At 63.4% G+C, this 24,919-nt stretch carries 26 protein-coding genes and 2 pseudogenes; 13 read left to right on the plus strand and 15 right to left on the minus strand.

The features are described 5' to 3' along the window. Positions 1-108: 108 nt before the first annotated feature. From rpoN to lptC, 4 genes are all read right to left on the minus strand, one after another. Positions 109-1,635 carry an RNA polymerase factor sigma-54 gene (rpoN, locus tag LB558_RS26765; protein ID WP_224700301.1) on the minus strand — a complete coding sequence of 509 codons (1,527 nt, stop codon included), beginning with the start codon at positions 1,633-1,635 and terminating at the stop codon, positions 109-111. A gap of 284 nt (positions 1,636-1,919) precedes the next feature. Next, positions 1,920-2,738: an LPS export ABC transporter ATP-binding protein gene (gene lptB / locus LB558_RS26770; protein ID WP_013529586.1), complete on the minus strand. Its 819-nt coding sequence runs from the start codon at positions 2,736-2,738 to the stop codon at positions 1,920-1,922. Then, positions 2,738-3,319: an LptA/OstA family protein gene (locus LB558_RS26775; RefSeq protein WP_023812537.1), complete on the minus strand. Its 582-nt coding sequence runs from the start codon at positions 3,317-3,319 to the stop codon at positions 2,738-2,740. The genes lptB and LB558_RS26775 overlap by 1 nt, the downstream gene beginning before the upstream one ends. Next, entirely contained in the window at positions 3,306-4,019 is a 714-nt protein-coding gene (gene lptC / locus LB558_RS26780; RefSeq protein ID WP_224700302.1) for an LPS export ABC transporter periplasmic protein LptC, read from the minus strand. Before lptC ends, LB558_RS26775 begins: the two co-directional genes overlap by 14 nt. A 402-nt stretch (positions 4,020-4,421) precedes the next feature. Between lptC and sppA the strand changes: the two genes are divergently transcribed. From sppA to LB558_RS26800, 4 genes are all read left to right on the plus strand, one after another. Next, positions 4,422-5,378, plus strand: a complete 957-nt coding sequence (gene sppA, locus LB558_RS26785) for a signal peptide peptidase SppA (RefSeq protein WP_224700303.1) — start codon at positions 4,422-4,424, stop codon at positions 5,376-5,378. Positions 5,379-5,460: 82 nt separating this feature from the next. Continuing rightward, a complete protein-coding gene (locus tag LB558_RS26790) occupies positions 5,461-5,745 on the plus strand; it encodes an integration host factor subunit beta (protein WP_006200394.1) in 285 nt (94 codons plus the stop codon). 57 nt (positions 5,746-5,802) lie between these two features. After that, positions 5,803-6,159, plus strand: a complete 357-nt coding sequence (locus tag LB558_RS26795; protein WP_224700304.1) for a DUF1049 domain-containing protein — start codon at positions 5,803-5,805, stop codon at positions 6,157-6,159. 37 nt (positions 6,160-6,196) lie between these two features. Next, positions 6,197-7,162, plus strand: a complete 966-nt coding sequence (locus LB558_RS26800) for an ornithine cyclodeaminase family protein (protein WP_224700305.1) — start codon at positions 6,197-6,199, stop codon at positions 7,160-7,162. Here the strand turns inward: LB558_RS26800 and LB558_RS26805 are convergent. The 3 genes and pseudogenes from LB558_RS26805 to LB558_RS26815 all read right to left on the minus strand — a co-directional run bounded on the left by LB558_RS26805 (position 7,141) and on the right by LB558_RS26815 (position 8,756). Continuing rightward, positions 7,141-7,594, minus strand: a pseudogene (locus LB558_RS26805) (EVE domain-containing protein). The gene LB558_RS26800 and the pseudogene LB558_RS26805 overlap by 22 nt on opposite strands. Continuing rightward, entirely contained in the window at positions 7,591-7,986 is a 396-nt protein-coding gene (locus tag LB558_RS26810) for a VOC family protein (protein WP_224700306.1), read from the minus strand. Before LB558_RS26810 ends, LB558_RS26805 begins: the two are co-directional and overlap by 4 nt. Positions 7,987-8,066: 80 nt before the next feature. Next, positions 8,067-8,756, minus strand: a complete 690-nt coding sequence (locus tag LB558_RS26815; protein WP_224700307.1) for a helix-turn-helix transcriptional regulator — start codon at positions 8,754-8,756, stop codon at positions 8,067-8,069. Between the two features lie 136 nt (positions 8,757-8,892). Here LB558_RS26815 and LB558_RS26820 point away from each other — a divergent pair, with 136 nt between their 5' ends. From LB558_RS26820 to LB558_RS26845, 6 genes are all read left to right on the plus strand, one after another. After that, the gene (locus LB558_RS26820; RefSeq protein WP_224700308.1) at positions 8,893-9,987 is read left to right on the plus strand and encodes a class I SAM-dependent rRNA methyltransferase; all 1,095 of its coding nucleotides are present in this window, start codon (positions 8,893-8,895) and stop codon (positions 9,985-9,987) included. Continuing rightward, on the plus strand, positions 9,984-10,841 hold the full coding sequence (locus LB558_RS26825) for a TrmH family RNA methyltransferase (protein ID WP_224700309.1): 858 nt from the start codon (positions 9,984-9,986) through the stop codon (positions 10,839-10,841). The genes LB558_RS26820 and LB558_RS26825 overlap by 4 nt, the downstream gene beginning before the upstream one ends. Positions 10,842-10,854: 13 nt before the next feature. Then, positions 10,855-11,352 carry a signal peptidase II gene (gene lspA, locus LB558_RS26830; protein WP_224700310.1) on the plus strand — a complete coding sequence of 166 codons (498 nt, stop codon included), beginning with the start codon at positions 10,855-10,857 and terminating at the stop codon, positions 11,350-11,352. Between the two features lie 57 nt (positions 11,353-11,409). Beyond that, positions 11,410-12,399 (plus strand): MDR family oxidoreductase, encoded by a 990-nt coding sequence (locus tag LB558_RS26835; protein ID WP_224700311.1) that lies wholly within the window; start codon positions 11,410-11,412, stop codon positions 12,397-12,399. 141 nt (positions 12,400-12,540) lie between these two features. Beyond that, complete coding sequence (locus tag LB558_RS26840) at positions 12,541-14,835, plus strand: PAS domain-containing hybrid sensor histidine kinase/response regulator (RefSeq protein WP_224700312.1); 2,295 nt, start codon at positions 12,541-12,543, stop codon at positions 14,833-14,835. A 182-nt stretch (positions 14,836-15,017) separates the two neighbouring features. Then, positions 15,018-15,893 carry a GNAT family N-acetyltransferase gene (locus tag LB558_RS26845; RefSeq protein WP_023812526.1) on the plus strand — a complete coding sequence of 292 codons (876 nt, stop codon included), beginning with the start codon at positions 15,018-15,020 and terminating at the stop codon, positions 15,891-15,893. A gap of 71 nt (positions 15,894-15,964) precedes the next feature. Here the strand turns inward: LB558_RS26845 and LB558_RS26850 are convergent, their stop codons facing one another. Next, entirely contained in the window at positions 15,965-16,597 is a 633-nt protein-coding gene (locus LB558_RS26850) for a trimeric intracellular cation channel family protein (protein WP_127261171.1), read from the minus strand. A gap of 106 nt (positions 16,598-16,703) precedes the next feature. After that, positions 16,704-17,339 carry a nucleotide exchange factor GrpE gene (gene grpE / locus LB558_RS26855; RefSeq protein ID WP_127415960.1) on the minus strand — a complete coding sequence of 212 codons (636 nt, stop codon included), beginning with the start codon at positions 17,337-17,339 and terminating at the stop codon, positions 16,704-16,706. 239 nt (positions 17,340-17,578) lie between these two features. Between grpE and LB558_RS26860 the strand changes: the two genes are divergently transcribed. The 3 genes from LB558_RS26860 to LB558_RS26870 all read left to right on the plus strand — a co-directional run bounded on the left by LB558_RS26860 (position 17,579) and on the right by LB558_RS26870 (position 19,405). Beyond that, the gene (locus LB558_RS26860) at positions 17,579-17,779 is read left to right on the plus strand and encodes a hypothetical protein (RefSeq protein WP_224700313.1); all 201 of its coding nucleotides are present in this window, start codon (positions 17,579-17,581) and stop codon (positions 17,777-17,779) included. Positions 17,780-17,876: 97 nt separating this feature from the next. Next, on the plus strand, positions 17,877-18,254 hold the full coding sequence (locus tag LB558_RS26865; protein ID WP_224700314.1) for a hypothetical protein: 378 nt from the start codon (positions 17,877-17,879) through the stop codon (positions 18,252-18,254). Between the two features lie 128 nt (positions 18,255-18,382). Then, positions 18,383-19,405 (plus strand): fatty acid desaturase, encoded by a 1,023-nt coding sequence (locus LB558_RS26870; RefSeq protein ID WP_224700315.1) that lies wholly within the window; start codon positions 18,383-18,385, stop codon positions 19,403-19,405. Positions 19,406-19,491: 86 nt separating this feature from the next. On the opposite strand, the pseudogene LB558_RS26875 reads toward LB558_RS26870, so the two are convergent. The 6 genes and pseudogenes from LB558_RS26875 to cysG form a co-directional block, all read right to left on the minus strand. Further along, positions 19,492-19,698 (minus strand): annotated as a pseudogene (locus LB558_RS26875) (glucose-methanol-choline oxidoreductase); the annotation flags it as partial. Between the two features lie 98 nt (positions 19,699-19,796). Beyond that, positions 19,797-20,330, minus strand: a complete 534-nt coding sequence (locus LB558_RS26880) for a DUF934 domain-containing protein (protein ID WP_127261166.1) — start codon at positions 20,328-20,330, stop codon at positions 19,797-19,799. A 110-nt stretch (positions 20,331-20,440) separates the two neighbouring features. Continuing rightward, positions 20,441-21,205: a phosphoadenylyl-sulfate reductase gene (locus LB558_RS26885; protein ID WP_023812518.1), complete on the minus strand. Its 765-nt coding sequence runs from the start codon at positions 21,203-21,205 to the stop codon at positions 20,441-20,443. Continuing rightward, positions 21,180-22,850: a nitrite/sulfite reductase gene (locus LB558_RS26890; RefSeq protein ID WP_224700317.1), complete on the minus strand. Its 1,671-nt coding sequence runs from the start codon at positions 22,848-22,850 to the stop codon at positions 21,180-21,182. Before LB558_RS26890 ends, LB558_RS26885 begins: the two co-directional genes overlap by 26 nt. A 43-nt stretch (positions 22,851-22,893) precedes the next feature. After that, positions 22,894-23,199, minus strand: a complete 306-nt coding sequence (locus LB558_RS26895; protein WP_224700318.1) for a DUF2849 domain-containing protein — start codon at positions 23,197-23,199, stop codon at positions 22,894-22,896. Beyond that, positions 23,196-24,647, minus strand: a complete 1,452-nt coding sequence (gene cysG, locus LB558_RS26900) for a siroheme synthase CysG (RefSeq protein WP_224700319.1) — start codon at positions 24,645-24,647, stop codon at positions 23,196-23,198. The genes LB558_RS26895 and cysG overlap by 4 nt, the downstream gene beginning before the upstream one ends. Positions 24,648-24,919 lie beyond the last annotated feature (272 nt).

Consider the following 24,919-nt stretch of genomic DNA (forward strand, 5'->3'; position numbering starts at 1 on the left):
TGAACCGCTTCGACGTTAAATCAGAAGCGGACAGATCATGTGCTACCAAAACCGGACAACTTGATTAGCTACCGACATGAAGTGCTGGCCGTGGGAAATCGACCCGCCTCAGCGCCCGGCGCTGGCCATCGCCCGTTTCTCGCGTCGGCGCTGCACCGAGGAGGGGATATTCATGCCTTCCCGGTACTTGGCGACCGTACGCCTTGCAATGTCGACGCCACTTTCGCGCAACATGTCGACGATTGCATCGTCGGAAAGCACGTCGACGGGTTTTTCCTCGTCGATCAACTGCTTGATGCGGTCACGCACGGCTTCGGAGGAATGCGCATCGCCGCCGCCCGACGCGGCGATCGAGGCGGTGAAGAAGTAGCGAAGCTCGAACACGCCGCGCGGCGTCAGCATGTATTTGTTGGCTGTGACCCGGCTGACCGTCGATTCGTGCATGCCGATGGCGTCGGCCACCGTGCGCAGATTGAGCGGTTTCAGCTGCCGCACGCCGTGGACGAGGAAGGCATCCTGCTGGCGAACGATTTCCGAGGCGACCTTGAGGATGGTCTTTGCCCGCTGGTCGAGACTGCGCGTCAGCCAGTTGGCGTTTTGCAGACATTCGGCCAGAAAATCCTTTTCCGCCTGGTTCCTGGCCTGCGGCGAGACCTGGGCGAAATAGATATGGTCGACCAACACGCGCGGCAGCGTTTCGGCATTGAGTTCGACCGTCCAGCTGCCGTCATTGGCCGCGCGCACCTCGACATCGGCAACGATCGCGTCGCTGGCGCCGCCCGAAAACGCCATGCCCGGCCGGGGATCGAGCGCCCGGATCTCCGCCAGCATGTCGAGCAGATCCTCCTCGTCGACACCGCAGATCCGTTTCAATGCGTGAAAATCACGCCGTGCCAGGAGTTCGAGATTGGCGACCAGCGCCTTCATCGCCGGATCAAGCCGGTTGCGCACCCCAAGTTGCAGCGACAGGCATTCGGCCAAGTCGCGGGCAAACAGGCCGGCCGGCTCGAAAGTCTGACACACCGCCAGCACCTTCGCCACGGCGGCGGCATCCGCACCGAGCCGAGCGGCGATCTCGGCCAGGTCGGCACGCAGATAGCCGGTCTCGTCAAGGCCGTCGGCGAGCTCGGCGGCGATCAGCCGTGCAGCCGGGTCAGTGAAGGCTAGCGCCACCTGTTCACCGACATGGTCGCGCAGCGTGATCGTCGCGGCCGCCATATCGCCGGCGTCAAACCATTCGGACGAGGAACCCGCGCCATTGCCGGAAGCTGATTTCCATTGCGCCGTCAGGTCGGGACCGAGCCGCTCGCTGGTACCCGGGTCGTCGGGAAACAGGTTTTCCAGCGACGTGTCGAGCTTGTCCGAGATCGCCTCGGCACTCCACTGCGTCTCGTTTTCGAACCAGTCGCCTTCGGGGGTGGCTTGCGGCTCCGCCTCGATCTTCTGCGCCTGGTCGCTGGCGGCATCGTCCTGCGGCTCGGCGCGCTCCAGCAGCGGATTGCGCTCGATTTCCTCGTCGATGAAATGCTCGAGCTCGACATGGGTGAACTGCAGCAACCGAATCGACTGCATCAGCTGCGGCGTCATCACCAGCGACTGCGATTGTCGTAGCTGTAGTTTGGCCGCCAACGCCATGGTTCGGTTTCAAACGCCTCGTCTATGCATCCGGACTTCCGGGCAAGAATTTTGCAGCCGGCCATAGAAACTGGCCCGGCTTTTGCTTGTCAAGGCAATTGGTAGCAAAACTCGCTTACCGGAGCGTTATCCCGGAGCAATATCGAGGAAAAAGCGCCCCGCGAACCGCAAAAATCGTGTCAGGAAACAAATTTCACGCTCAGAGCAATTCCAGGAAAAACGTGAAACGGTTTCCCGGGAAAAGCGCAAAGCGCTTTCCCTTGGGAATTGAGTCAAACAGAGAGTCAGAGCGTAAAACCCTCGCCGAGGTAGAGTCGCCGCACATCCGGGTTAGCCACCACTTCGTCGGCCCTGCCATGGGTCAGCACCTGGCCGGCATGGATGATGTAGGCGCGGTCGATGAGGCCAAGCGTTTCGCGCACATTGTGATCGGTGATGAGGACGCCGATGCCGCGCGCCGTCAGGTGGCGCACCAGTTGCTGGATATCGGCGACGGCGATCGGATCGATGCCGGCGAAAGGCTCGTCGAGCAGCATGTAGGCCGGACGCGTCGCCAGCGCTCGCGCGATTTCCAGGCGTCGCCGCTCGCCGCCCGAAAGCGACATGGATGGCGCCTTGCGCAGATGGCTGATGTGGAATTCCTCGAGCAGTTCGTCGAGATTGCGCTCGCGCACCTTGCGGTCCTTTTCGACCACTTCCAGCACCGCGCGTATATTCTGCTCGACATTGAGGCCGCGGAAGATCGACGCTTCCTGCGGCAGATAACCGATGCCGAGGCGTGCGCGACGGTACATCGGCATCGACGTGACGTCGAAGCCGTCGATCTCGATCGTGCCTTCATCCACCGGCACGAGACCGGTAACCATGTAGAAACAGGTCGTCTTGCCGGCGCCGTTGGGGCCGAGCAGTCCAACGGCCTCGCCAGCGCGCACGCCGATGGTGACGCCGCTGACGACCTTGCGGCCCTTGTAGCTCTTGGTCAGCCCCTTGGCGATCAGGGTTCCCTTGAACTTTCCCGCATCGACGGTCACCGTGGCCGGCGCCGAAAGCTTGCCGGCGGCCCGTCCCGGAAGACGCGCCGTCAGCGACGACAGGCTGGCCATCAGGGGTTCGTCGCTCCCGATTTCGGCGGCGGCGTGATCGACATCTGGACGCGTTGCCCCGCGCATGGATCTACCTGAGCCAGCCCGCTTTTCATCTGCACGGTAAGCTTGCAGCCGACCAGAACGTTGTCGTTTTGCGACAGAACGACCTTTTTGCCCGAAAGCACCAGCACCTGGCTCTTCATATCGAAGCTGCCTTGATCGCCGGTCGCGACCTGCGCATCCGACTTGATGTAAACCTTGTCGGAGATCTCCAGGTGATCGATGTTGGCCGAGCCCGTCATCGCCGCACCCGCGGCCTCCGTGCCCTTGGCAGCGGCGTTGGGGTCCTTGACGTAGTAGACCGTCATCTTGCCGGCCTTCATCAATGTCGGCCCCTGGACGACGCTGACATTGCCCGTGAAGATGGCGACACTGTCGGCCTGGCGGACTTCCAGCTTGTCGCTCTCGATCTGGATCGGCTTGTCGCCGGACAGTTTGAGGCCTGACTGACTGGTCGTCTGCGCCCATGACGGCACGAGTCCGAGCAGCAGCAACGCTGAAGTTGCAGCCGCGAGCCGCGTCGAACTACTGAGCCGCATTGGTTTCTCCGCTGTTTCCCTGTGCCGCCTTCAAGGCGGCGGAATCGATGTTGACGCGCACTTTGTTCTCGAAAACCAGAATCTTGCCATTGTCCTGGACCGACATCGTATCCGCCGTGATCCGCGACCCGCCACGGCTGACATCGACGGGATCTCCCGTCTTCATAGTGCCTTTGCCCATGTCGAGGAAGACCGATTTGAACTTGGCCTGCATGCCGTCGGTCGTGGTGATCGTCACGTCGCTGGTCAGGTTCATCGTATTGCCGTCGCGATCGTAGGTGCCGTGCGAGGCCTTGACCGCCGCCACGTTGTCGGGCGCGATCGGCACCTTGGCGTCGATGCCTTCCAACTCGATGATACCTTGCGTGCTGACATCCTGAATGGCACGCAGCGCCGTCATCGAATAAGGTTGCTTCTGCTTGGTGAAGCCGTTGAGCTTGGGATTGGCCATCACCAGCTTGCCGTTGGAATAGGCAGTGCCTTCCGCCTGAATCTTCACGGAGACGGGTGCGGCGAGATAGGAATAGACCGGGAAAGCGACCGCTATCAGTGCTGCGGCCACCGGCACGGCAAATTTGAGAACGCGCACGCGGCGCGAATGACGCTGTGCACGGTCGAAAGCATCGCCGCGCGTCCGGCCGTCCGCCGGGGGAGCCAACACCGCCTCGGCGTTGGTCGGTTCAATGGGTCGCGCTAACATTCACTGCTTTCTTCTAACCTGCCCGCCCGTGAGCACCGCCTATAGGTGGGACGCCGGCGCTTTCAAGCAAGCACAAGCCCACGAAAACTGCAAAAATGTGACAGCCGCCTTTGTACAGACGAAAACGAAGTCCGCACAACTGCGTGTTCTCCATAGCAGAAACAGACACGCGGCGTAAAATTTATCAGCCGTCGGTCTCGTCGCCCGACCTGGTGCCGATTGCACGAATATGTGAGCAGACCAATGCTTGGAGAGGGCCTGGCCGGCTCGGTCGACTGTCGACGCGGATAGCCACCTCACGTCCAGGCGCTGACTTGTCTCGCAATGCGCAAGAGAGAACTGCTTCCAGATGGGAGGATCATGGTCTAAAAGCGTCTCCTCCCGCCGACTGAAAGGCTGACCATGGCACTGAGAGCCGACGACCTGATCGACCGCCGCCGTTTGCGGCGCAAGCTGACATTCTGGCGCGTCGTCGCCATTGGCATCGTAGCCCTTGGGGTGATTGCGCTTTCAACCTGGTTCTATGGCGACGATTTCGGCGGCTCGACGGTCGACCATATTGCCAAGGTCAAGATCGAAGGCACGATCACCGAGGACGAGGAACTGATCAAGCGGCTGGAAACCATCCGTCTTTCATCGAAGGTGAAAGGCGTGATCCTGTCGATCGATTCGCCTGGCGGCACCACCGTTGGCGGTGAATCGATCTATGAAGAAGTGCGCAAGCTGGCCGCCGACAAGCCAGTGGTGGCGGAAGTCGGCACGCTCGCCGCATCGGCGGGCTATATGATCGCCAGTGCCGCCGATCACATCGTTGCCCGCAAGACCTCGATCGTCGGCTCGATCGGCGTGCTGATCCAGTATCCCGACGTCAGCGGCCTGATGGACAAACTCGGCGTCAAGCTGGAGGAAGTGAAATCCTCGCCGCTGAAAGCCGCGCCCTCTCCCTTCAAGCCGACCAATGACGACGAGCGCGCCATGGTTCGCAAACTCATCCTCGACAGTTACAACTGGTTTGTCGACATCGTCGCCGAACGCCGCAAGATGACCCGCGAACAAGCATTGGTGCTTGCCGACGGCTCCATATTCACCGGTCGCCAGGGGGTTGCCAACGGACTGATCGACGCCGTCGGCGGCGAGACCATAGCGGTCGACTGGCTGGCGACCAAGGGCGTCGATGCCAAGCTCAAGGTCGTCGAGTGGAAGGATACCGAACGGCGCGGCGGCTTCCTGTTCTCGAAAGCGATGGCGCAAACGATCGGCAGTGCGCTCGGTCTGCCCGCCTACAGCGGCGACGTCATCCATGAACTTGGAGCCGACCGCTTGTTTCTTGACGGTCTCGTTTCCGTCTGGCACCCTTGAGATGCCGCTTGGGGCAAGTGAAAAAAGCAAATAAAATCATCCTCATAATTTTGACCGCACTGCTTTCACGGGGACCCGTCTCATGATCAAGTCCGAACTTGTGCAGATTATTGCCACGCGCAATCCGCATCTTTTCCTGCGCGACGTCGAAAACATCGTCGGCGCGATCTTCGATGAAATCACCGACGCCCTTGCCGAAGGCAACCGCGTCGAGTTGCGAGGCTTCGGCGCTTTTTCGGTGAAGAACCGTCCCGCCCGCACCGGCCGCAATCCGCGCACCGGCGAATCCGTCGAAGTCGAGGAGAAATGGGTGCCGTTCTTCAAGACCGGCAAGGAACTGCGCGAAAGGCTGAACGGCGGCAAGTAGGCGCGACGTCAGCGCCTGACGGCCTTTCGGACAGGCCAGCTTCCGACGGAAAACATCATGTTCAATCGCTTCATGCTCATCGCGATCTTCGTGCCCCTGGCGATCATCCTGATCGCACTTGCCGTTGCCAACCGCGAACTCGTCGCCTTCACCCTGGATCCGTTCAACCCCGGCAATCCGAAGCTGACGCTGACTTTGCCGCTGTTCATTTTCCTGTTCCTGGCACTCGCCATCGGCATGATCGTCGGCAGCCTGGCAACCTGGGTCAAGCAGGGCCGCTATCGCAAGCTGGCGCGTCAGCGCGGCGTCGAAGCCGAGAACCTGCGCCAGGCGGTCAGCCGTGCGCCGGCGGCCCCGCAAAGCCCGGCCCAAGGATCAGTTCAAGGGTCCGCATTGCCGAAGCCGACCACTTGAGCCGCCGGTCGGCGGTTTTGTCCGCACGGAGTTTTTCATGCTGACCATTTCGGCCGCAGAGGTCGACCATGCGCTGACCTTTCCCGGACTGGTCGAGACGCTGCGCACGGCGTTTCGCGACGGTGCGGTGCAGCCGGTCAGGCACCATCATACGATCGAGCGGCCCGACGGTGCGGCCTCCACCCTGCTTTTGATGCCGGCCTGGACCGATCTCAACGCGGCCGGCACGTCGGCCGGCGGTCACATCGGCGTCAAGATCGTCACCGTGTCGCCCGACAACAATGCCATCGGCAAGCCGGCAGTGATGGGGCTCTATCTCCTGCTCAATGGCGCCACCGGCGAACCTGAAGCCTTGATCGACGGCCAGCGGCTGACACAGTGGCGCACCGCCTGCGCTTCCGCACTCGCTGCCTCCTATCTCGCCCGCGACGATGCCTCGCGGCTGCTGGTGGTCGGCGCCGGCGCGCTGTCGCCCTTCCTCGCCAAGGCGCACTCAGCCGTGCGGCCGATCAAGACCATCCGCATCTGGAACCGCACCCCGGCCAATGCCGAGAAAGTCGCGGCCGATCTGCGCGCCGAAGGCTTCGCGGCCAGCGCCGCAAGTGATCTCGATGCCGAGCTCGGGCAGACCGACATCGTCGCCTCGGCGACGATCACGACGACGCCGCTGATCAAGGGCGCATTGTTGCGGCCGGGAACCCATGTCGACCTGGTCGGTGGCTTTACGCCGACGATGCGCGAGAGCGACGACGACGCGATCCGGCTCGCCCGCGTCTATGTCGACACCCGCGCCGGCGCCACCAAGGAAGCCGGCGACATCGTCCAGCCGCTGGCCTCTGGCGTGCTGAAGCCGGAAGCCATCGTCGCCGATCTGCACGAATTGGCGCGCGGCCAGAAGAAGGGCCGCGAGAGCGCCGGTGAGATCACGCTGTTCAAGTCGGTCGGCGCGGCGCTCGAGGATCTTGCCGCCGGCATTGCCGTCTACAAGGCGCTCACGGCGTAGTTTACCGTTGTACCCAATTTGGCGCCCATCGCCTCGGCTATCACACGAAAATCGTGATCCCCGATTTCAAAAAGGCCAAAGCGAAGCTGATAACCCCAGTTCGACTTGGCCACGGCGAAGTCCAGCCTGTCGAGCAGCGGCTTCATCGGCGCTTCCTCGGCCTTGGCCCACGCCACATCGCGACGAAACGGCGTGAAGCCAGCGCCCATATCGCCCTGATAGGGCTCGCCTTCCCGCACCGTGCCGATCGCCGTGAAGGCCTGCAGGCCGTCTTTCTCGCCCAAAACAGTGGTCGGCGAATAGTAGACGATGCCATCGCCTGCCCTGACGCGACGCAGCGGTGCCGCCTTGCCGTGGTTGACCTGCATGAAGCCGGCTGCGCGACCACCGGACATGTTCGGCTGACGCCACCGCGATCCAATACGCGCTCATTTCTGGTCACCATTGGCCTGTTCGCCGTCGGACAGCCAATAGACGCGCAGGCGATGATTGTCGGGATCGAGCGCGACAAAAGTACGGCCGAAATCCATGTCGGTCGGCGTCTGCAGGATTGTCAGCCCGCGCCCGGACCAGTCGGCATGGGTGGCGTCGACCGCATCGGGCGTATCCAGCGCAAACACGATTTCGGCGCCACCGCCTGACGTGGCGGCTGCCGGCTCAACCGTGTGACGCGACCACAGGGCGAGCTTGAAGCCGGCATCGAGCACGAACAGTACGAAGGTCGGCGAACTTTCGACCGGCTCGCGGCCGAGCAGCGCACTGTAGAAGGCAGCGCTCTGCTGCGGCTGATCGACATAGAGGATGACGAAATTCGGGGTGGTCATGTCTGCTCTCCAAGGTGTTTCAACGTCTCGACCTGGCGAACATAGGATATGCTACTGTCAGATTCTGGCAGCAGTCGTCATCATGAGCCACGCGGCTTGTCGAGCGTCGCCCGCCATTCCTTGAGCAGAGCCTGGCGGCGGCGCGGATAGCGTGTGTCTGTTGCTTGGAGTTCGGCGATGCGATCGGCGCGAAAATGCCGGAAATCCTGCCGCATCTCGCACCACGCCACCACCACCCGCACCTTGTCGAAGAAGCCCAGCGCAAATGGCCAAACGACACGCTCGGACGCGGCGCCGCCGGCGTCGCGGTAGAGAAAGCCGAGCTTGCGCTCGTTGCGGATGGCCTGCCGCACCAGACCAAGATCGATCCCCTCGATGGCCGCGGCAGGAGGGCCGACCAGCAGTGTGCTTGCGTCGAGATCCTCGCGCAGATCGTCCGGCAGCACGGCGGCGATCTTGGCCAACGCGTTGGCGGCGGCGGCCGAGAGACGCTGGTCCGGCTGCTTGGCGACCCAGCGCGAGCCAAGCACGATGGCTTCGATCTCCTCGTCGCTGAACATCAGCGGCGGCAGCATGAAGCCGGGCTTGAGCACATAACCCAGCCCCGCCTCGCCCTCGATCGGCGCACCCTGGCCCTGCAGCGTCGCGATATCGCGGTAGAGCGTGCGGATCGAAATCCCGAGCTCATCGGCCAGCGCCTGCCCGCTCACCGGCCGGCGATGCCGGCGCAGGCACTGGATCAGGTCGAGCAGGCGTTCGGAGCGGGACATCCGGCAGATTTGCCTGTTTCTTTGACATTGGTCCATCGCCGGCTGACATAAACCAGACAGGCCGACCTGTCGGACTTGGTTGCGAAGCCGGTTGCCCTATGTCAAAAGCGGCCACGCCGTTCGGAGTTGCCCCCGCTTGAAGTCCTTTCGCGACAAACGCCGCGACAACCGTCCGCATCCATCCGCGAAGGGTGGGGCGGACGTGTCACGTCCGCGTCCCGGCCAGGCGCCTGCCAGATCGGAAGCGCCACCGCGCGAGCGCCATGAGGCGAAGACGGAAAGTCGTTCCGAACCGAACTCGGCGCCGCGCATCCTGGCCCGCCGCGAAGGCGCTCTGCCCACCGAACATCTTCCCGTGATCCTGGAAGTGGCGCCCAATGCCGATTATGCGCTGCTCGACAGTGGCACCGGCCAAAAGCTCGAACAATATGGCCCCTACCGTATCGTGCGGCCCGAGGGCCAGGCGATCTGGCAAAAGGCCTTGCCGGCAAAGGAATGGGAGCGCGCCGACGCCGTCTTCACCGGCGACACCGACGAGGAGGGCATCGGCCGCTGGCGTTTTCCCAAGCTACCACTCGGCGAGACCTGGCCGATGAAGCATGACGGCATCGACTATCTCGGCCGTTTCACCTCGTTTCGTCATGTCGGCGTCTTTCCCGAGCAGGCCTCCCACTGGGACCACATGGCCGGCCTGATCGCGGCGGCGAAGCGGCCGGTCAAGGTGCTGAACCTGTTCGGCTATACCGGTCTCGCTTCATTGGTGGCGGCTCGCGCCGGCGCCGAGGTCACCCATGTCGATGCCTCGAAAAAAGCGATCGGCTGGGCCCGCGAAAACCAGGAGATGGCCGGGCTCGGCAGCAAGCCGATCCGCTGGATCGTCGACGACGCGGTCAAATTCGCCGAGCGCGAGGAGCGCCGCGGCAGCCGCTACGACATCATCCTGTTCGACCCGCCGGCCTACGGGCGCGGCCCCAAGGGCGAGGTCTGGCAATTGTTCGAGGACCTACCTGATTTGACCGACCTTTGCCGGGCGATCCTGACGCCGAAGCCGCTAGCCGTGGTGCTGACCGCCTATTCGATCCGCGCCTCCTTCTTCGCCATCCACGCCCTGATGCGCGATACCTTTGCCGGCATGGGCGGCAAGATTGAATCGGGTGAGCTGATCATCCGCGAAAAGTCCGCCGGCCGGGCGCTCTCGACCTCACTGTTTTCGCGTTGGGTGGCTGAATGAACGAGCGGCATGCAGGCGCACCTGGCCAGGTGAAGGAGGTCACCAGCCTCGCCAATCCGCTGGTCAAGGACATCAAGGCGCTCGCTCAGAAGAAATTCCGCGACCAGCAGAACACCTTCATGGCCGAGGGGTTGAAGCTGGTCATCGATGCGCTCGATCTCGGCTGGCAGATCAGGACATTGGTTTTCGCCAAGGCCGGGCGCGGCAACGCGGCGGTGGAGAAGGTTGCGGCACGCACGGTTGCCGCAGGCGGCATGGTGCTCGAAGTGTCGGAAAAGGTGCTGGTCGCCATCACCCGCCGCGACAATCCGCAAATGGTCGTCGGCGTCTTTTCGCAAAAACTCCTCGCCTTGAAGGATGTCCGCGCCGACAATGGCGACGTCTGGGTGGCTCTCGATCGGGTACGCGATCCCGGCAATCTCGGCACCGTCATCCGCACCGTCGATGCCGTCGGCGCCAAAGGCGTCATCCTGGTCGGCGATACCACTGATCCATTTTCCGTGGAAACGGTGCGCGCCACCATGGGTTCGATCTTTGCCGTGCCGGTGGCGAAGGCGACAACCGAGGCTTTCCTTGCCTGGCGGGGCGGCTTCTCAGGCCTCGTCGCCGGCACCCACCTGAAAGGCGCCGTCGACTACCGCTCGGTCGATTTTTCCCGCGGGCCCGTGCTGCTGATGATGGGCAACGAGCAGCAGGGGCTGCCCGAAAGCCTGGCTGCGAGCTGCGACAGGCTGCTCAGGATTCCGCAAGCGGGCCGTGCCGATTCGCTCAATCTGGCGGTTGCCACCGGCATCATGCTGTTCGAGATACGGCGCGGCGCGCTGAAGCTCGAGCCAATCCTGGACCAGCAATGAAGGTTGCCTGCCCGTGAGATCATGGTCTCCCTACGCACTGCTCGTCGTCGCGGCCATCGCGCTCGACCAGTGGATAAAATACCTGGTCGAGGCCGATCTGCCTTTTCAGGAGAAGGTTGATCTATTGCACTTCCTGGCGCTGTTTCGCACCTACAATACCGGCATCGCCTTCTCGATGTTCTCGTCCTTCGGCGACATGGGGCTGATCGTCATTTCGCTCGCCGTGGTTGCCTTCGTGCTGTTCCTGGCGACGCGGATCGCGCCGTCCCAGATCCTTGCCCGCACCGGCTTTGCGCTGATCGTCGGCGGCGCGCTCGGCAATCTGATCGACCGCGCCGTCTACGGCCACGTCATCGACTACATCCTGTTCCACACGCCGGTCTGGTCCTTCGCCGTCTTCAACCTTGCGGACGCCTTCATTTCGGTGGGCGCGGCACTGGTCGTCTTCGACGAGCTGTTCGGCTGGCGACGCGAACCCGGGCCTTCCAAGCCCAGGCCTTCCAAGGATTGACCCCGTGCCGCCATCGCCGCACAGTTCATGTCGCCAAACAAGATCGCGGAGAAAGACATGTCCGAAACCTTCAAAGCCATCCTCGTTTCGCGTGACGCCGAGAAAAAGCAGTCGGTAACCGTGACGGATCTCACCGAGGCCGACCTGATGGAAGGCGATGTCACCGTGGCGGTCGAGGCAACGACGGTGAACTACAAGGATGGTTTGGCGATCACAGGCAAGGCGCCGGTGATCCGCCGCTGGCCGCTGGTGCCGGGCATCGATTTCGCCGGCACCGTCATCTCGTCTTCCCATCCCGACTGGCGCACCGGAGACAAGGTCATTCTGAACGGCTGGGGCGTCGGCGAAACCCATTTCGGCGCCTATGCTGGCCGCGCCCGCGTCAAAGGCGACTGGCTGGTGCCGCTGCCGCAAGGCATCAGCCCGCATGACGCGATGGCCGTCGGCACCGCAGGCTATACCGCCATGCTCTGCGTCATGGCCCTGGAGCGGCACGGCATCCTGCCCGATCGCGGCCCGGTGGTGGTGACGGGGGCGGCCGGCGGCGTCGGCTCGGTCGCGGTCTCGATCCTGTCCAGCCTCGGCTACCATGTCATTGCTTCCACCGGCCGCAATGCCGAAAGCCCCTTTCTGATCGACCTTGGCGCCGCCGAAGTGATATCGCGCGACGAGCTTGCCCAGCCTGCCAAGCCGCTGGCCAAGGAGCGCTGGGCCGGCGGCATTGACGCTGTCGGTAGCCACACGCTGGCCAATGTGCTCTCGATGACCTCCTATGGCGGCGCGGTCGCCGCCTGCGGCCTGGCCGGCGGCATGGACCTGCCGGCCAGCGTCGCGCCCTTCATCCTGCGCGGCGTCTCATTGCTCGGCATCGATTCAGTGATGGCGCCGAAAGCAGTCCGCCTCGAGGCATGGCGCCGCATCGGCACCGACCTCGATCTGCAGAAGCTCGCCAGCCTGTCCAGCACCATCGGGTTCGACGGCATCGTCGATGCCGCGCGCGACATCGTCGACGGCAAGATCCGCGGCCGCGTCGTCGTGGATATGTGACTCCGCCCAACTGCCGGAAGGGCGGATGCAATAGCCAGATCTGGTGGCGAACCCGCCGCGCCTCGGCAAAAAGCGCTCATCCGCTAAAATTCGAACGATCCGCCGCAATTTTCCATAATCTCTGTCTGGCAAGGATTTCGCATGATCGCGGAATCCGGCAACCAACAGGCGGACACTGGCGACGATGTCGATGCGGTGCTCCCGCCGGCGTCGACGCGGCGCTTTGTCGCCGCGCCGCCGCTGGTGCCCGAGCCGGAATTCTCCAGGCGCGAAAGCCTGCCCTTTCTGACATTCGTCGCCATCGTGACGGTGGTAGCCGGGCTGGCGCATCTGACCGGGGCACCGATCTTCATCAGCGTCGCATTGCTGGCAACCGGCCTTGCCGGCCTTGCCATGCATCTGCGCGCCAGGCGGAGCGAACATCGCACCTCTGCCCTTCTTGACGAAACCACTGCCCGCAGCCGCGCCGAGATCGAGACGCTGGCCGACCGCATGTGGGAGATGCAGGAGAGCGACGAGCGCTTTCGCGGCCTGATCGACGCGCTTGGCGATCTCGTCATCCATCGCAACCGTGACGGCCACATCGTTTATGCCAACAAGGTCTTCGCCGATCTCGTCGAAACCGATCAGCGCGAGCTTGCCGGCAAGACTCTGGCTGATCTCGGCATCGAGGTCGGCATCGTCCCCGATGCCGCCTTTTCCGACCATGAGTGTCTGAGTTCCACCGATGTCGCCATCAATACACCGAGCGGCCCGCGTTGGTTCTCCTGGATCGAACTGTCGATACGTGACAAGGACAGCGGTTCCGTTTCGCATCGCGCCATCGCCCGCGACATCACCGCTCGCAAACGCGCCGAATCCTCCCTGATCACCGCACGCGAACGGGCCGAATATGCCAGCCAGGCCAAATCGCGCTTCCTTGCCACCGTCAGCCATGAAATCCGCACGCCGATGAACGGCATCATGGGCATGGCCAGGCTGCTGGCCGACACCAGCCTGTCGCCGGAACAGCAGACTTATGTTGGCGCCGTCTCGACCTCGGCCAGCGCATTGCTTGCCCTGATCGAGGATCTTCTCGACTATTCCAAGATCGAAGCCGGGCGCTTCGACCCCGAGCCGCAGCCGATGTCGGTGCGCGAGATCGCCGACAACATCATCGAATTGCTGGCCGCGCGCGCCTTCGCCAAGGGTATCGGGCTGGGCTGCCATGTCGAACCCGACGTGCCGCAATTGATCACCGCCGATCCGGGCAAGGTCAGGCAGGTGCTGCTCAACCTCATCGGCAACGCCATCAAGTTCACCGACAGCGGCGGCGTGCTGGTGAGCATAGCACGCGCACGCACCGAAACCAGCGACCGCATATGCTTCACCATCGCCGATACCGGTCCGGGCCTGCGTGATGCCGACTTGGAGCGCATCTTCGAGGAGTTCGAGCAGGCCGACGGCACGTCGACACGCACACATGGCGGGGCCGGCCTCGGCCTTGCCATCTCCAGGCGCCTGGTGGCCGCCATGGGCGGCACGATCTCGGTATCCAGCCTGCTCGGCCAGGGATCCGAGTTCGTCTTCGAAATCCCTGCGATAGCAGCCACCGAAGCGCCGCAGGGCCGCCAGAATGCTCTCTCGGGCAGACGCGCGGTGATCCTGTCGAAGAACGCCGTCGAGGCCGACGCCATCGCCCGCACCATCCGCGCCAATGGCGGCGCTGTCGACATCGCCACCACTGCCGCACAGGCCGCGCCTTTCGCCGCCGGCTGCGATGCCATCCTGGTCGATGCAGCGATGGAAGAAGGCGACGGAAGGCTGCTCAAGCGCCTGCGCCAGAGCGGTTTCTCCGACTGTGAGGCGATCACGTTGATCGCGCCGACAGATCGCGGCATGCTTGGCGAGTTCCGCGCCAGCGGCTACGCAACCTTCCTGGCCAGGCCGGTGCGTGGCGGAACACTTCTGCGTGTGCTGTTGAGCAGCCATGCTCCAAGCCACGGCCCACCGCAGCCGGAAAAGCGCGGCGCGCCGTCGCTGCGCGCCGTCGGCATCCGCCAGCGCGGCCTGTCGGTGCTGATTGCCGAGGACAATGACATCAACGCCATGCTGGCCCGCGCCACGCTGCTGAAGGCCGGGCATCGCGTCAAGGTTGTCGGCAACGGCAAGGCCGCCGTCGAGGCTGTCACCGGCGCCGCGCACAAGGACCGCTTCGACGTGGTCTTGATGGATCTGCACATGCCAGTAATGGACGGGCTGGACGCGATCGCCGCGATCCGCCGCCATGAGGAAGAAAGTTCCGTGCGGCCGGTGCCGATCATGGTGCTGTCGGCCGACAGCCAGGAAAAGACCCGCCATGCGGTGCTGGCCCATGGCGCCAGCGGCTTCGTCACCAAGCCACTCGACCCCGAGGCGCTGGTCAATGCCGTCGAGGGGCAGGTGGTCGCGGCATGAGCTTTCCACCGCCCATTCCGCACCGCGCGATCACGTAAACGTAGCCGGTTGATCGTATTCGCCAGCCGACGAAGTATTGCCCACGACGTCGTATCACGGTACTGTCACAATCCTGTTGCACCTACACCGTATCCCCGTGCCAAGAGGGATGGCTCGAAGGAGAATCACTCGTGCATACAGTTATGCCGGAATGTGACACTCGGCCGAACGCCAGCAGCGCCTTGCTTGCCGGACGTAACGTCGATTCCGTCATAAAGGGCGCGGCGCTGGGCCGTATAGGCAATCTTGAAGTGCGGCTCGCTCGCAACGAAGCCGAGATCGCGGCTGCGCAGGAAGTGCGCTACCGGGTGTTCTACGACGAACTTGGCGCCAGGAAGGACCTGTTCCAGGCCCATGACCGCCGTGACGCCGACCGGTTCGATCCGCTCTGCGACCATTTGCTGGTTTTGGACACCACGCTTTCCGGTCCCGAACATCGCCGCATCGTCGGCACATATCGGCTGCTGCGGCAAGAAATCGCGGCCACGGCCGGCGGTTTCTATTCCGAAGGTGAATTCGAGCTGACCAAGCTCATCGCCCGTCACCCCGGCCAGCGTTTCCTTGAACTCGGCCGCTCCTGCGTTTTGCCGGAATACCGCTCGAAGCGCACCATCGAGGCCTTGTGGCAAGGCATCTGGGCTTACATCAACCATTACGAAATCGGTGTGATGACCGGTTGCGCTTCCTTTCACGGCACCGTGCCGGCGGCGCATGCCGAGGCACTCACCTACCTCGCCCACCACTGCCGCACCAATTCGGCCTGGGACGTGCGCGCGGTGTCCGGGCGCTACTGCTCGATGGACCTGATGCCGATCGAGGCCGTCAATGCCAAGGCGGCGATCGCGGCGATGCCGCCTCTGGTCAAGGGCTATCTGCGCGTCGGTGCCCGCATCGGCGACGGCTGCGTCATCGATCGCGAATTCTCGACGGTCGATGTGTTCGTCGTGATGCCGGTCAAGGAGATCGGCGCACGCTACGTCAACTATTATGGCGGCGAAGCCCAGCGCTTCGCGGCCTGATAGCGAATAGCGAGAACTACGCCGCAATCCTGTGGGCTGCTTTCGCTATTCCCTATTCGCCATTCGCTGCTTCACAAAATATCTTCCGGCCGCCGGCCGGGTCGGCTCTTGTAGGACGGAAACGACCAGCCGAATCTGAGCGCACCACCGCGCACGAGGAACGCCGCCGCAAAACCGGCAAGGTCCGAGGCGAGCGGCGGCAGTCCGGCAAGATCGCCAAGCGTGTAAAGGCCGGCACCCGCAAGGGCCGCCGTGACGTAGATTTCGGGCCTGAGCAGCACCGATGGCTCGCCGGCAAGGAGATCGCGCAGAATGCCGCCGAAAGTGGCGGTGAGCACGCCGGTGATGACGGAGACGACCGGCGAACCGGTAATCGCAAGCCCCTTGGCCGCACCCATCACCGAGAAAGCGGCGAGCCCGACGGCGTCGAGCCAGAGCAGCCATTTCCAGCGCGATTCAACACGATGCGCGCTGAAGAAGACCAGCACCGCAACCGCCGCGCACACCAGCACATAGCCGGAGTTGGCGACCCAGAAAACCGGCAGGTTGAGGATGACGTCGCGAAGCGTGCCGCCGCCTATCCCAGTGACGCTGGCCAGGAACAGGAAGCCGATAATGTCGAGTTGCTTACGCGAAGCCGCAAGCGCCCCGGTCGCCGCGAAGACGGCGACGCCGGCATAGTCGAGAAGCGCGATGGGGTTCATAAAGTGAGTAGTGAAGTAGTCAGTAGTGAATGGCAATTGGCGAAACAGGCACTTGCCTGTTCCTGGCCGCGAGAGCCCTTGCTACTCACTACCTCCTATTCGCTACTCAAGCGTCTTTCTCAGCCTGCTCATTGACAGGCCCCGGCTCGACCGATGCTTCGGCGGCGGCGAACTTCGGACCACCCTTGGCGACGCCGACCATAGCCGGGCGCAGCACGCGGTCGCCGATCGAATAGCCCGGCTGCACGACCTGGACCACGGTGTTGGCCGGGACATCCGGATTGGGCACTTCGAACATCGCCTGGTGGAAATTGGGATCGAACTTCTCGCCTTCCGGCGCGAGCTTCTTGACCCCATGCCGTTCCAGTGCCGACAGCATGGCGCGCTCGGTGAGATCGACGCCTTCGATCAGCGCCTTGAAGCCGGCGTCACCCGATGCCTTGGCCTCGGCGGGAATCGCATCCAGCGCGCGGCGCAGATTGTCCGACACCGACAACATGTCGCGGGCGAAATTCGCGACCGCGTAGGTGCGCGCATCGTGCACATCGCGCGCCGTGCGGCGACGCAGGTTTTCCATCTCGGCCGCCACGCGCAGCGCGCGATCCTTCAGCTCTTCATTTTCCTTCAGCAGCCGCACAAGGGCTTCATAGTCACCGTCGGTGCTGCCTTCCGTGCGCTCGGCTGTGGGCTCGGTCGCCTCGACTTCATCGGGCGCGCGTTCGTCTTTTGCCTGGTCGCTCATCGCCGTTTCCCGTCAATCTCGAATGATGTGGATTTTGTGCCCGATATCGATGTTTGGCGGCCAAAAATCAAGAGGCAAGCGATTATGGAAGCCACCGGCCAAGGCCGGACAGTGACAGGCAAGACGTTTCGATTTTAATTCAAACTTTACCCTAACTGCCGCCTTTGCTTGCCATATAGGCAGGATGGGGGAACCATTCCTTTGCTGGAGGAGTTTCGAAGCCAATACAGGATTTTGAGATGATGACCCGCAACATAGGCGACAAGGCAGAAGGACTGGCCATCGAGGTCAGGCGCCAGCTGGGTGCCGAGGCGGTGACCCGCTTTCTGCGCACCTTGCCGGCCTTCCGCACCGAGGCCGACATTCCCGACCGGTTCAGAGAACTGCTCGACCGCCTCGATGGGGCGGAGCGCGGCGACATCGGCTGGCGCCGGGGATAACGCAACAATCGATCTTGGCAGCAAACTTCTATCGGCAATAGCCGGGGAGAGCCGAACCATCTAAGGATAGATGGGTTGTGGTTCAAATGGAGGACGTATGCGCAAGGTTTCGATCACCTCATCGCTGATGGCGCTTGTCGGCCTCGGCGCCATCACCTTGGCGGCCTTTCCGGCACAAGCAGACAATCTGCAGCTGCAATTGGGCAAACATGGCCCGCGGCTGAAGCTCATGGAAGATTGCGACCCCGCCTACGACGATTGCGAAGGACCCCGTCGCGACGATCGGCGCGAGCGCCGTCAACGAGGCTGCACGGAAGACCGGGCTCTCGACAAGGCGGACCGAATGGGCATCCGCCGCGCAAGGATAGAGTCCGTCGGCCGCCGGGAGATCACGGTCCGTGGCAGACAGGGTGGCGATCGCGTGCGCGTGACTTTCGGCACCGAGCGCGGCTGTCCTATCCTCGATCGCGAATAGCGGTCGACGTCATCAGCAGGTCGAGCTGGCGGTTGGCTGGCTCGACCGCCAAGCCACGCGACAATTACGCACAGTAATTTTGCGTGATGTTGCCTTGCGGCCGCGAGGCACCGCGCCTATGCTTCCTGATGAACATGATTTCCCCTGAGGCGGTCGCCAACAGCAAGCGCGCCTGGCTGAAGATTCTCGCCCGCTACAAGAAGCCCGACAGGCGGCGCAGCGCCGTCGAACTCGCCATCACCCTCATCCCATTCGCCATACTCTGGGGACTGTCCTCGGCGGCCTATGCCTATGGCCATTGGTGGGGACTGGTCCTCATCCTTCCCGCGGCCGGGTTTCTGGTGCGCATCTTCATGATCCAGCACGATTGCGGCCACGGCTCCTTCTTCGCCAATCGCTACGCGGACGACTGGATTGGCCGCGCGCTCGGCATCCTGACGCTGACGCCCTACGATTGCTGGCGGCGTGCCCACGCGACGCACCACGCCAGCGCCGGCAATCTTGACGAACGCGGCATGGGCGACATCCGGACGTTGACCGTTGCAGAATACCGGCAGATGTCATGGCGGGGCCGCCTTGCCTACCGTCTTTATCGCCACCCGCTGGTGATGTTCGGGCTCGGGCCGATCTGGCTGTTCATCTTCGAGCAAAGGCTCCCTATCGGCATGATGCGCGGCGGCCTGACCCCTTGGGTGTCGTCGATGACCACCAATCTTGGCATCGCGGTCGCGGCAGCCATCCTCATCTGGTTCGTCGGGCCAGGCGCGTTCCTGGTGGTCCATCTGCCGATCGTCATCCTCGCTGGTTCGGCCGGCATCTGGCTGTTCTACGTCCAGCACCAGTTCGAGGAAACGGAATGGGCGAAGGATATCGACTGGGAATTCCAGCACGCTGCCTTGCACGGATCGTCCTATTACGATCTCCCGCCGGTGCTGAACTGGTTCACCGGAAACATCGGTGTCCATCACGTCCACCACCTCTCCGCCAAGGTGCCGTGCTACCGGTTGCAGGAGGTGCTGCGGGATTATCCCGAGCTGCGCGACATCGGCCGTGTCACGCTGCTCGAAAGCCTGCGCTGCGTCAAACTGGCGTTGTGGGACGAGAACCGCCGCAAGCTGGTGTCGTTCCGCGAGGCACGGGCGGCGGCTTAAGCAATTCCAGCAGAAGTGTGAACGGTTTCCAGAAAGCGCGCAGCGTTTTCCCTGGGCCAATTGCGTCAAATCAAGAAGAATAAAAGGACCGCCCCGCTATGGGCGCCGCGGCCTCCGCTCGGCTGGTAGCCCTTGCGGCCGCCAAGACCTTGCTGCGGCACGGTCTCGAAGGCCCAGTTGTTGATCCTGGGCCGGTCGATCAGGCAGACCGTTTTCGAGGGATCTTCCGAAAGCCGTGCGGCAAGCGCGCAGCCGGCGGACCCACCGCCGGCTATGACATAGTCGTAACGCATGAGGACCCCTCTCCGATCATTCCACGGATTTTCTATCCGGACGGTCAAGAGAAGGCTTGAACAGGGGCGTTGTAAAGACGCGCAGAATTACCGCAACGTCAGCTGCTGCGAACGCGCCGCCAGGAGTATTTCGGGCCTTTTGGTTCCGGCACGGCGGCTGGCTGGTAGTAGAGCCCCAATCCGCCGGTGCGGCCCTCCTCCAGGCGCTTCAACAGCACGGGGTTCGATATCTCGAACTCGTCGAAGCCCAGCCGCAGCATATGCGGCAGTTGGTCGACCAGCACCTGGCCGGTGGCGCGAACGGCACCTTCGAAATGGTAGCGGCCGCGCAGCAGCTCTCCCTTGGAGAAGGAGCGGCCGTCGCTGAAGGCCGGAAAAGCCAGCGCCACCAGCGACAGCTGGTCGAGCAGGTCGGCGATCTTCTCAAGCTGATCACCCGGCTGCAGCAAGACGCCGAGGCGTTCCTTGGCCGAGCGGCGCACCTCCGGATCGAGATCGAGGAAGACTTGCAACGGCAGGATGAAGCGGCCGTTGCCGGACAGCGCATCGGCGCTTTCGGCATGCGTCCACTCATCCTCGTGAAAACCCGCAGGGGTCCAGAGTCGGGTCTCCGGTGTTGTCGGTCCAGTCATAAAGATTCCTAAAGCCCCAAGATCCAGGTCCGCTGAAGTCCACCCCGCGCAAAACCGGCGGCCTCCGGATGAAGGTCGCCGTTCGCAGGCCGGCTGAATTTCAGCCTACCCTATAGTGATGCGTCGGTCAGCGACTTCTCCAGCCCCGACAGGTGAATGCCGCACTCGGTCTTGGCATGACCGGCCCAGCGGCCGCTGCGCGCGTCCTCGCCCGGCTGCACCGGCTGCGTGCACGGGAAGCAGCCGATCGACAAATAGCCATAAGCGACCAGCGGATTTTCGCGCAGCGCATGTGCGCGCATATAGTCGGCTTGGTCCGATGTCGTCCAATGCGCCAGCGGATTGATGCGGATGCGCGGACCGACCGCCTCGAACACCGGCAGCGCTGCCCGCGTCGCGGCCTGAAAACGCTTGCGGCCGGTGAGCCAGGCACGAAATGGCGCGACACCGCGCGCCAGCGGCTCCACCTTGCGCACGTCGCAGCAGGCGTCGGTGTTGCTCTGATGCAGATTGCCCGTCGGATCGATCCGTTCGAGTGCTGCTTCCTCGGGTTTGATCACCCTTATATTGGTCAGCCCGAAATCGGCGGCGAGCGCGTCGCGATAGCCGAGCGTCTCCTCGAAATGCTTGCCGGTGTCAAGGAAGATGACCGGCAGTGTTCGGTCGATCTTGGCGATCATGTGCAGCAGCACAGCCGAATCCGCGCCGAACGACGACACCGCGGCGATCTCGTCGAGGAACAGTTCGCGGGCCGAGCGTTCGATGATCTCGAGCGGCTTCAGATGACCATAGAGCGCATCGAGCCCCGCCGCCTTGGCGGCGATGCCGTCATCGACGTCTCCAATACGGTCAAGCGGCCTTGGCTTCGCCAGCATAGAGCGCCTCCTTGAACGGCGCGGGACCGACTCGGCGGTAGGCGTCGATGAATTTCTCTTGTGGGTCGAGCCGAAGACCGAGATAGGTCTCGACGATCTGTTCGATGGCGTCGGTGATCTCTTCCGAAGAGAAGCCGCGGCCGATGATCTCGCCAACCGAGGTGTTCTCGTCGGCCGAGCCGCCGAGCGTCACCTGATAGAGTTCGGAGCCCTTCTTCTCGACCCCGAGGATGCCGATGTGGCCGACATGGTGATGACCGCAGGCGTTGATGCAGCCGGAGATCTTCAGCTTCAGTTCGCCGATCTCGCGCTGCCGTTCCAGCGAGGCGAAGCGGCGCGAGATTTCCTGCGCGATCGGGATCGAGCGCGCCGTGGCCAGCGCGCAATAATCAAGGCCCGGGCAGGCGATGATGTCCGATATCAGGTTGGAGTTGGCTGTCGCCAGACCGATGCCGACCAGCGCATCATAGACCGCCTTGAGGTCGGCGCGGGCCACATGCGGCAGAATCAGGTTCTGCTCATGGCTGACACGCAGCTCGTCAAAGCCATATTTCTCGGCGATGTCGGCGATCGCTTCCATCTGGCTGTCCGAGGCGTCGCCGGGCACCTCGCCGATGCCCTTCAGCGAGATCGTCACCGCCGCATAGTCGGGATGGCGGTGCGTCACGACATTCTGGTCGAGCCACTCCGAGAACCCCTTGGAATCGAGCCGCGCCAGCTTCACCGCCTGGTCGCCTTCCGGCCGCCCAGCCAGCGCCGGTGGCGCGAAATAGGCCTCGATGGCGCGGATGTCGGTTTCCGGCAGCTTCAGCTCGGCGTCCTTCAACTCCTGCCACTCGGCCTCGACCTGACGGGTGATCTCCTCGACGCCGGTCTCATGGACGAGGATCTTGATGCGCGCCTTGTACTTGTTGTCGCGGCGGCCATAGAGATTGTAAACGCGCAGGATCGCCGTGCAGTAGGACAGAAGGTCGGCTTCCGGCAGAAAGTCGCGGATTTTCCGGGCGACCATTGGCGTGCGGCCCTGACCGCCGCCGATATAGACGGCGAAACCGAGCTCGCCGGCGGCGTTCTTCTTCAGGTGCAGGCCGATGTCGTGGGTCTGGATGGCGGCGCGGTCGCGCTCGGCACCCGTCACCGCGATCTTGAACTTGCGCGGCAGGAACGAGAATTCCGGATGCACCGACGACCACTGGCGCAGGATTTCCGCGTAGGGACGCGGATCGGCGACCTCGTCGGCGGCAGCGCCGGCGAAGTGGTCGGCGGTGACGTTGCGGATGCAATTGCCGCTGGTCTGGATGGCATGCATCTCGACGCTCGCGAGATCCGCCAGGATCGCCGGAATGTCCGACAGCGCCGGCCAGTTGAACTGGATGTTCTGGCGCGTGGTGAAATGGCCGTAGCCCTTGTCGTATTTGCGGGCGATGTGACCAAGCATGCGCAACTGCTTGCCGTTCAGCGTGCCGTAAGGCACCGCGATGCGCAGCATGTAGGCATGCAGTTGAAGATAGACGCCGTTCATCAGCCTCAGCGGCCGGAACTGGTCCTCGGTGATCTCGCCAGACAGGCGGCGCTGCACCTGGTCGCTGAACTCGGCGACGCGGGCCTGGACAAAATCGTGGTCGAACTCATCGTAACGGTACATGCTTGGTCTTTCAGGGCGCGTCCGCCCATGCCTGGTGTCTTGGTTATGCTGCCCAATTTGCCTGCTTGGCAGCCTGTTTGCCGAGATCGTTGCGGATGGTCGGGCCGGCGGCGCGGATCTTCTCGCGCAGCCGCACCGGTTGGACGGCGCCGTTGACGACTTCAGCGTCGATCAAATTGACGTCGACCACTTCGTTGGCGGCATAGGCCCTGGCGCCGATCGCCTCGAGCCTATCCTCGGCTGCCTTGTCATGGGCGAGGTCGGCATGGTCCACCGTCTCGGCCCAGCCGCCATCGGCGTACCAGACGGCAATACCGTCGGTGAGGCGGTTGGCGGTCAGTATCTTCATTGCTGAACTCCTTCGGCGGCCGAACTGGACGCGCCTTCATGCCTGTGTGCCGCCAGCGGCTCGGACCGTTCAAAGTTGGCGCCGGCGACCGCATCGCCGATGATGGTCATGACCGGGCCGGAAAGATCGGCGCGCGCTTCCAGCGACGGCAGGTCGGCGAGCGTACCGTGGAAGCGACGCCGGTTGGCGAGGCTGGCATTCTCGACCACGGCCACCGCCGTGTCTGGCGACAGACCGGCCTCGATCAGCCGTCCGGCAACCTCGGCGGCCACCGAGCGGCCCATATAGACGGCCACGGTGGCGCCGGAAATTGCGAGCTTGGCCCAGTCGGGCAGCGAATTGCCCTTGAGGTCGTGGCCGGTGGTGAACACCATCGACGAGGAGACACCGCGCAAGGTCAGCGGCAGTTCGAAATCGGCGGCGGCGGCAAAGGCCGCGGTGACGCCCGGAACCACCTCATAGGCGATGCCGGCATCGCGAAGCGCCGCCATCTCTTCGCCGGCCCGACCGAACACCAGCGGATCGCCCGATTTCAGCCGCACGACACGCTTGCCTTCACGGCCAAGCTCGACCAGCAGCGCATTGATCTCAGCCTGGCTCTTGGTGTGGCAGCCCTTACGCTTTCCGACCGGCAGGCGCTCGGCATCGCGGCGCCCCATGGCAACGACCGCCTCGGGCACCAGCGCGTCATGGACGATGACATCGGCTTCCATCAGCAGACGATGGGCCCGCAGGGTCAAAAGATCCTCGGCGCCCGGACCGGCGCCGACCAGCGCGATGTGACCGCACGCGGGCGTGTTCGACAGCAGAAGATCGACGGCGGCGTCATGCGCCTGCGAAAGCTGGCCCACTTCAGCCGCGCGCGCAGGAGCACCAGAGAAGAAATCATTCCAGAAGCGGCGGCGGGCATTGCCTCTCGGCAGCAGCTTCTCGGCAGCCCCGCGGAACGAAGCCGCAAGAATTGCCAGCGGCCCGAGCGACGGCGACAGCATGCGGTCGATGCGGCCGCGCAACATCTGGGCAAGCACCGGGCCTGCACCCTCTGTGCCGATGGCGATGGCGACCGGCGCGCGGTTGACCAACGCCGGGGTGAAGAAATCGCAAAGCTCAGGCCGATCGACGGCATTGACCGGAATGCTTAGGCGGCGCGCATCCGCGGCCACCCGGCGGTCAAGTTCCTCGTCGCCGCTGGCGGCAAACACCATGACCGCGCCTTCGAGCTGAGACGCGTCGTAAGCCGCGGCAAAATGGGTCGCGCCGGCCTGGGCGACGAAGGCGAGCAGGTCGGGCTCGGCGTGTTCCGCGATAATCCGCAGGACCGCGCTCGACTGTCCGATCAGCCGCGCCTTGGCCAGCGCCTCTTCGCCGCCGCCAACGATGGCCACGGCTTCGCCCTCGACCCGCATGAACACCGGGAAGGCGTTGAGCTTGGGAGCAGTGTGCGACATGGACGTGAGCGGAATCCTCAATGGACCTGCAGTTCTACGCGCGGACGCGAGAAACCAGAAGGAACGCACTCGCGCATCCCTTAACGGGATGCAATTGCTTTTCTGAAAGCGTCCCAGCCAAGAGAAAAATATTTCTCATTTACGAATAAGACGGATTGAAGCTGCTGTCGCAGGCCTTGAATTCCAGCTCTTTTAGCGCCCGGCGAGAAAAGTAGCAAAACTGTTTTTTCTAAATTCTACCAAATCAGTAGATTAAAGTCGCAAAACAGAAT

Source organism: Mesorhizobium sp. CO1-1-8 (assembly GCF_020164875.1).
Lineage (GTDB): Bacteria > Pseudomonadota > Alphaproteobacteria > Rhizobiales > Rhizobiaceae > Mesorhizobium.

Excerpts from the sequence above, each read along its gene's own strand:
- LB558_RS26880 (WP_127261166.1), bottom strand. The coding sequence starts at position 20,330 with ATGACTGGACCGACAACACCGGAGACCCGACTCTGGACCCCTGCGGGT.
- LB558_RS26885 (WP_023812518.1), bottom strand. The coding sequence starts at position 21,205 with ATGCTGGCGAAGCCAAGGCCGCTTGACCGTATTGGAGACGTCGATGAC.
- LB558_RS26850 (WP_127261171.1), bottom strand. The coding sequence starts at position 16,597 with ATGAACCCCATCGCGCTTCTCGACTATGCCGGCGTCGCCGTCTTCGCG.
- LB558_RS26790 (WP_006200394.1), top strand. The coding sequence starts at position 5,461 with ATGATCAAGTCCGAACTTGTGCAGATTATTGCCACGCGCAATCCGCAT.
- lptB (WP_013529586.1), bottom strand. The coding sequence starts at position 2,738 with ATGGCCAGCCTGTCGTCGCTGACGGCGCGTCTTCCGGGACGGGCCGCC.
- grpE (WP_127415960.1), bottom strand. The coding sequence starts at position 17,339 with ATGAGCGACCAGGCAAAAGACGAACGCGCGCCCGATGAAGTCGAGGCG.
- LB558_RS26845 (WP_023812526.1), top strand. The coding sequence starts at position 15,018 with ATGCCGGAATGTGACACTCGGCCGAACGCCAGCAGCGCCTTGCTTGCC.
- lptC (WP_224700302.1), bottom strand. The coding sequence starts at position 4,019 with ATGTTAGCGCGACCCATTGAACCGACCAACGCCGAGGCGGTGTTGGCT.
- LB558_RS26810 (WP_224700306.1), bottom strand. The coding sequence starts at position 7,986 with ATGACCACCCCGAATTTCGTCATCCTCTATGTCGATCAGCCGCAGCAG.
- LB558_RS26860 (WP_224700313.1), top strand. The coding sequence starts at position 17,579 with ATGATGACCCGCAACATAGGCGACAAGGCAGAAGGACTGGCCATCGAG.
- LB558_RS26795 (WP_224700304.1), top strand. The coding sequence starts at position 5,803 with ATGTTCAATCGCTTCATGCTCATCGCGATCTTCGTGCCCCTGGCGATC.
- LB558_RS26865 (WP_224700314.1), top strand. The coding sequence starts at position 17,877 with ATGCGCAAGGTTTCGATCACCTCATCGCTGATGGCGCTTGTCGGCCTC.
- LB558_RS26825 (WP_224700309.1), top strand. The coding sequence starts at position 9,984 with ATGAACGAGCGGCATGCAGGCGCACCTGGCCAGGTGAAGGAGGTCACC.
- sppA (WP_224700303.1), top strand. The coding sequence starts at position 4,422 with ATGGCACTGAGAGCCGACGACCTGATCGACCGCCGCCGTTTGCGGCGC.
- LB558_RS26890 (WP_224700317.1), bottom strand. The coding sequence starts at position 22,850 with ATGTACCGTTACGATGAGTTCGACCACGATTTTGTCCAGGCCCGCGTC.
- LB558_RS26840 (WP_224700312.1), top strand. The coding sequence starts at position 12,541 with ATGATCGCGGAATCCGGCAACCAACAGGCGGACACTGGCGACGATGTC.
- LB558_RS26870 (WP_224700315.1), top strand. The coding sequence starts at position 18,383 with ATGAACATGATTTCCCCTGAGGCGGTCGCCAACAGCAAGCGCGCCTGG.
- LB558_RS26775 (WP_023812537.1), bottom strand. The coding sequence starts at position 3,319 with ATGCGGCTCAGTAGTTCGACGCGGCTCGCGGCTGCAACTTCAGCGTTG.
- LB558_RS26835 (WP_224700311.1), top strand. The coding sequence starts at position 11,410 with ATGTCCGAAACCTTCAAAGCCATCCTCGTTTCGCGTGACGCCGAGAAA.
- LB558_RS26815 (WP_224700307.1), bottom strand. The coding sequence starts at position 8,756 with ATGTCCCGCTCCGAACGCCTGCTCGACCTGATCCAGTGCCTGCGCCGG.
- LB558_RS26895 (WP_224700318.1), bottom strand. The coding sequence starts at position 23,199 with ATGAAGATACTGACCGCCAACCGCCTCACCGACGGTATTGCCGTCTGG.
- LB558_RS26800 (WP_224700305.1), top strand. The coding sequence starts at position 6,197 with ATGCTGACCATTTCGGCCGCAGAGGTCGACCATGCGCTGACCTTTCCC.
- cysG (WP_224700319.1), bottom strand. The coding sequence starts at position 24,647 with ATGTCGCACACTGCTCCCAAGCTCAACGCCTTCCCGGTGTTCATGCGG.
- rpoN (WP_224700301.1), bottom strand. The coding sequence starts at position 1,635 with ATGGCGTTGGCGGCCAAACTACAGCTACGACAATCGCAGTCGCTGGTG.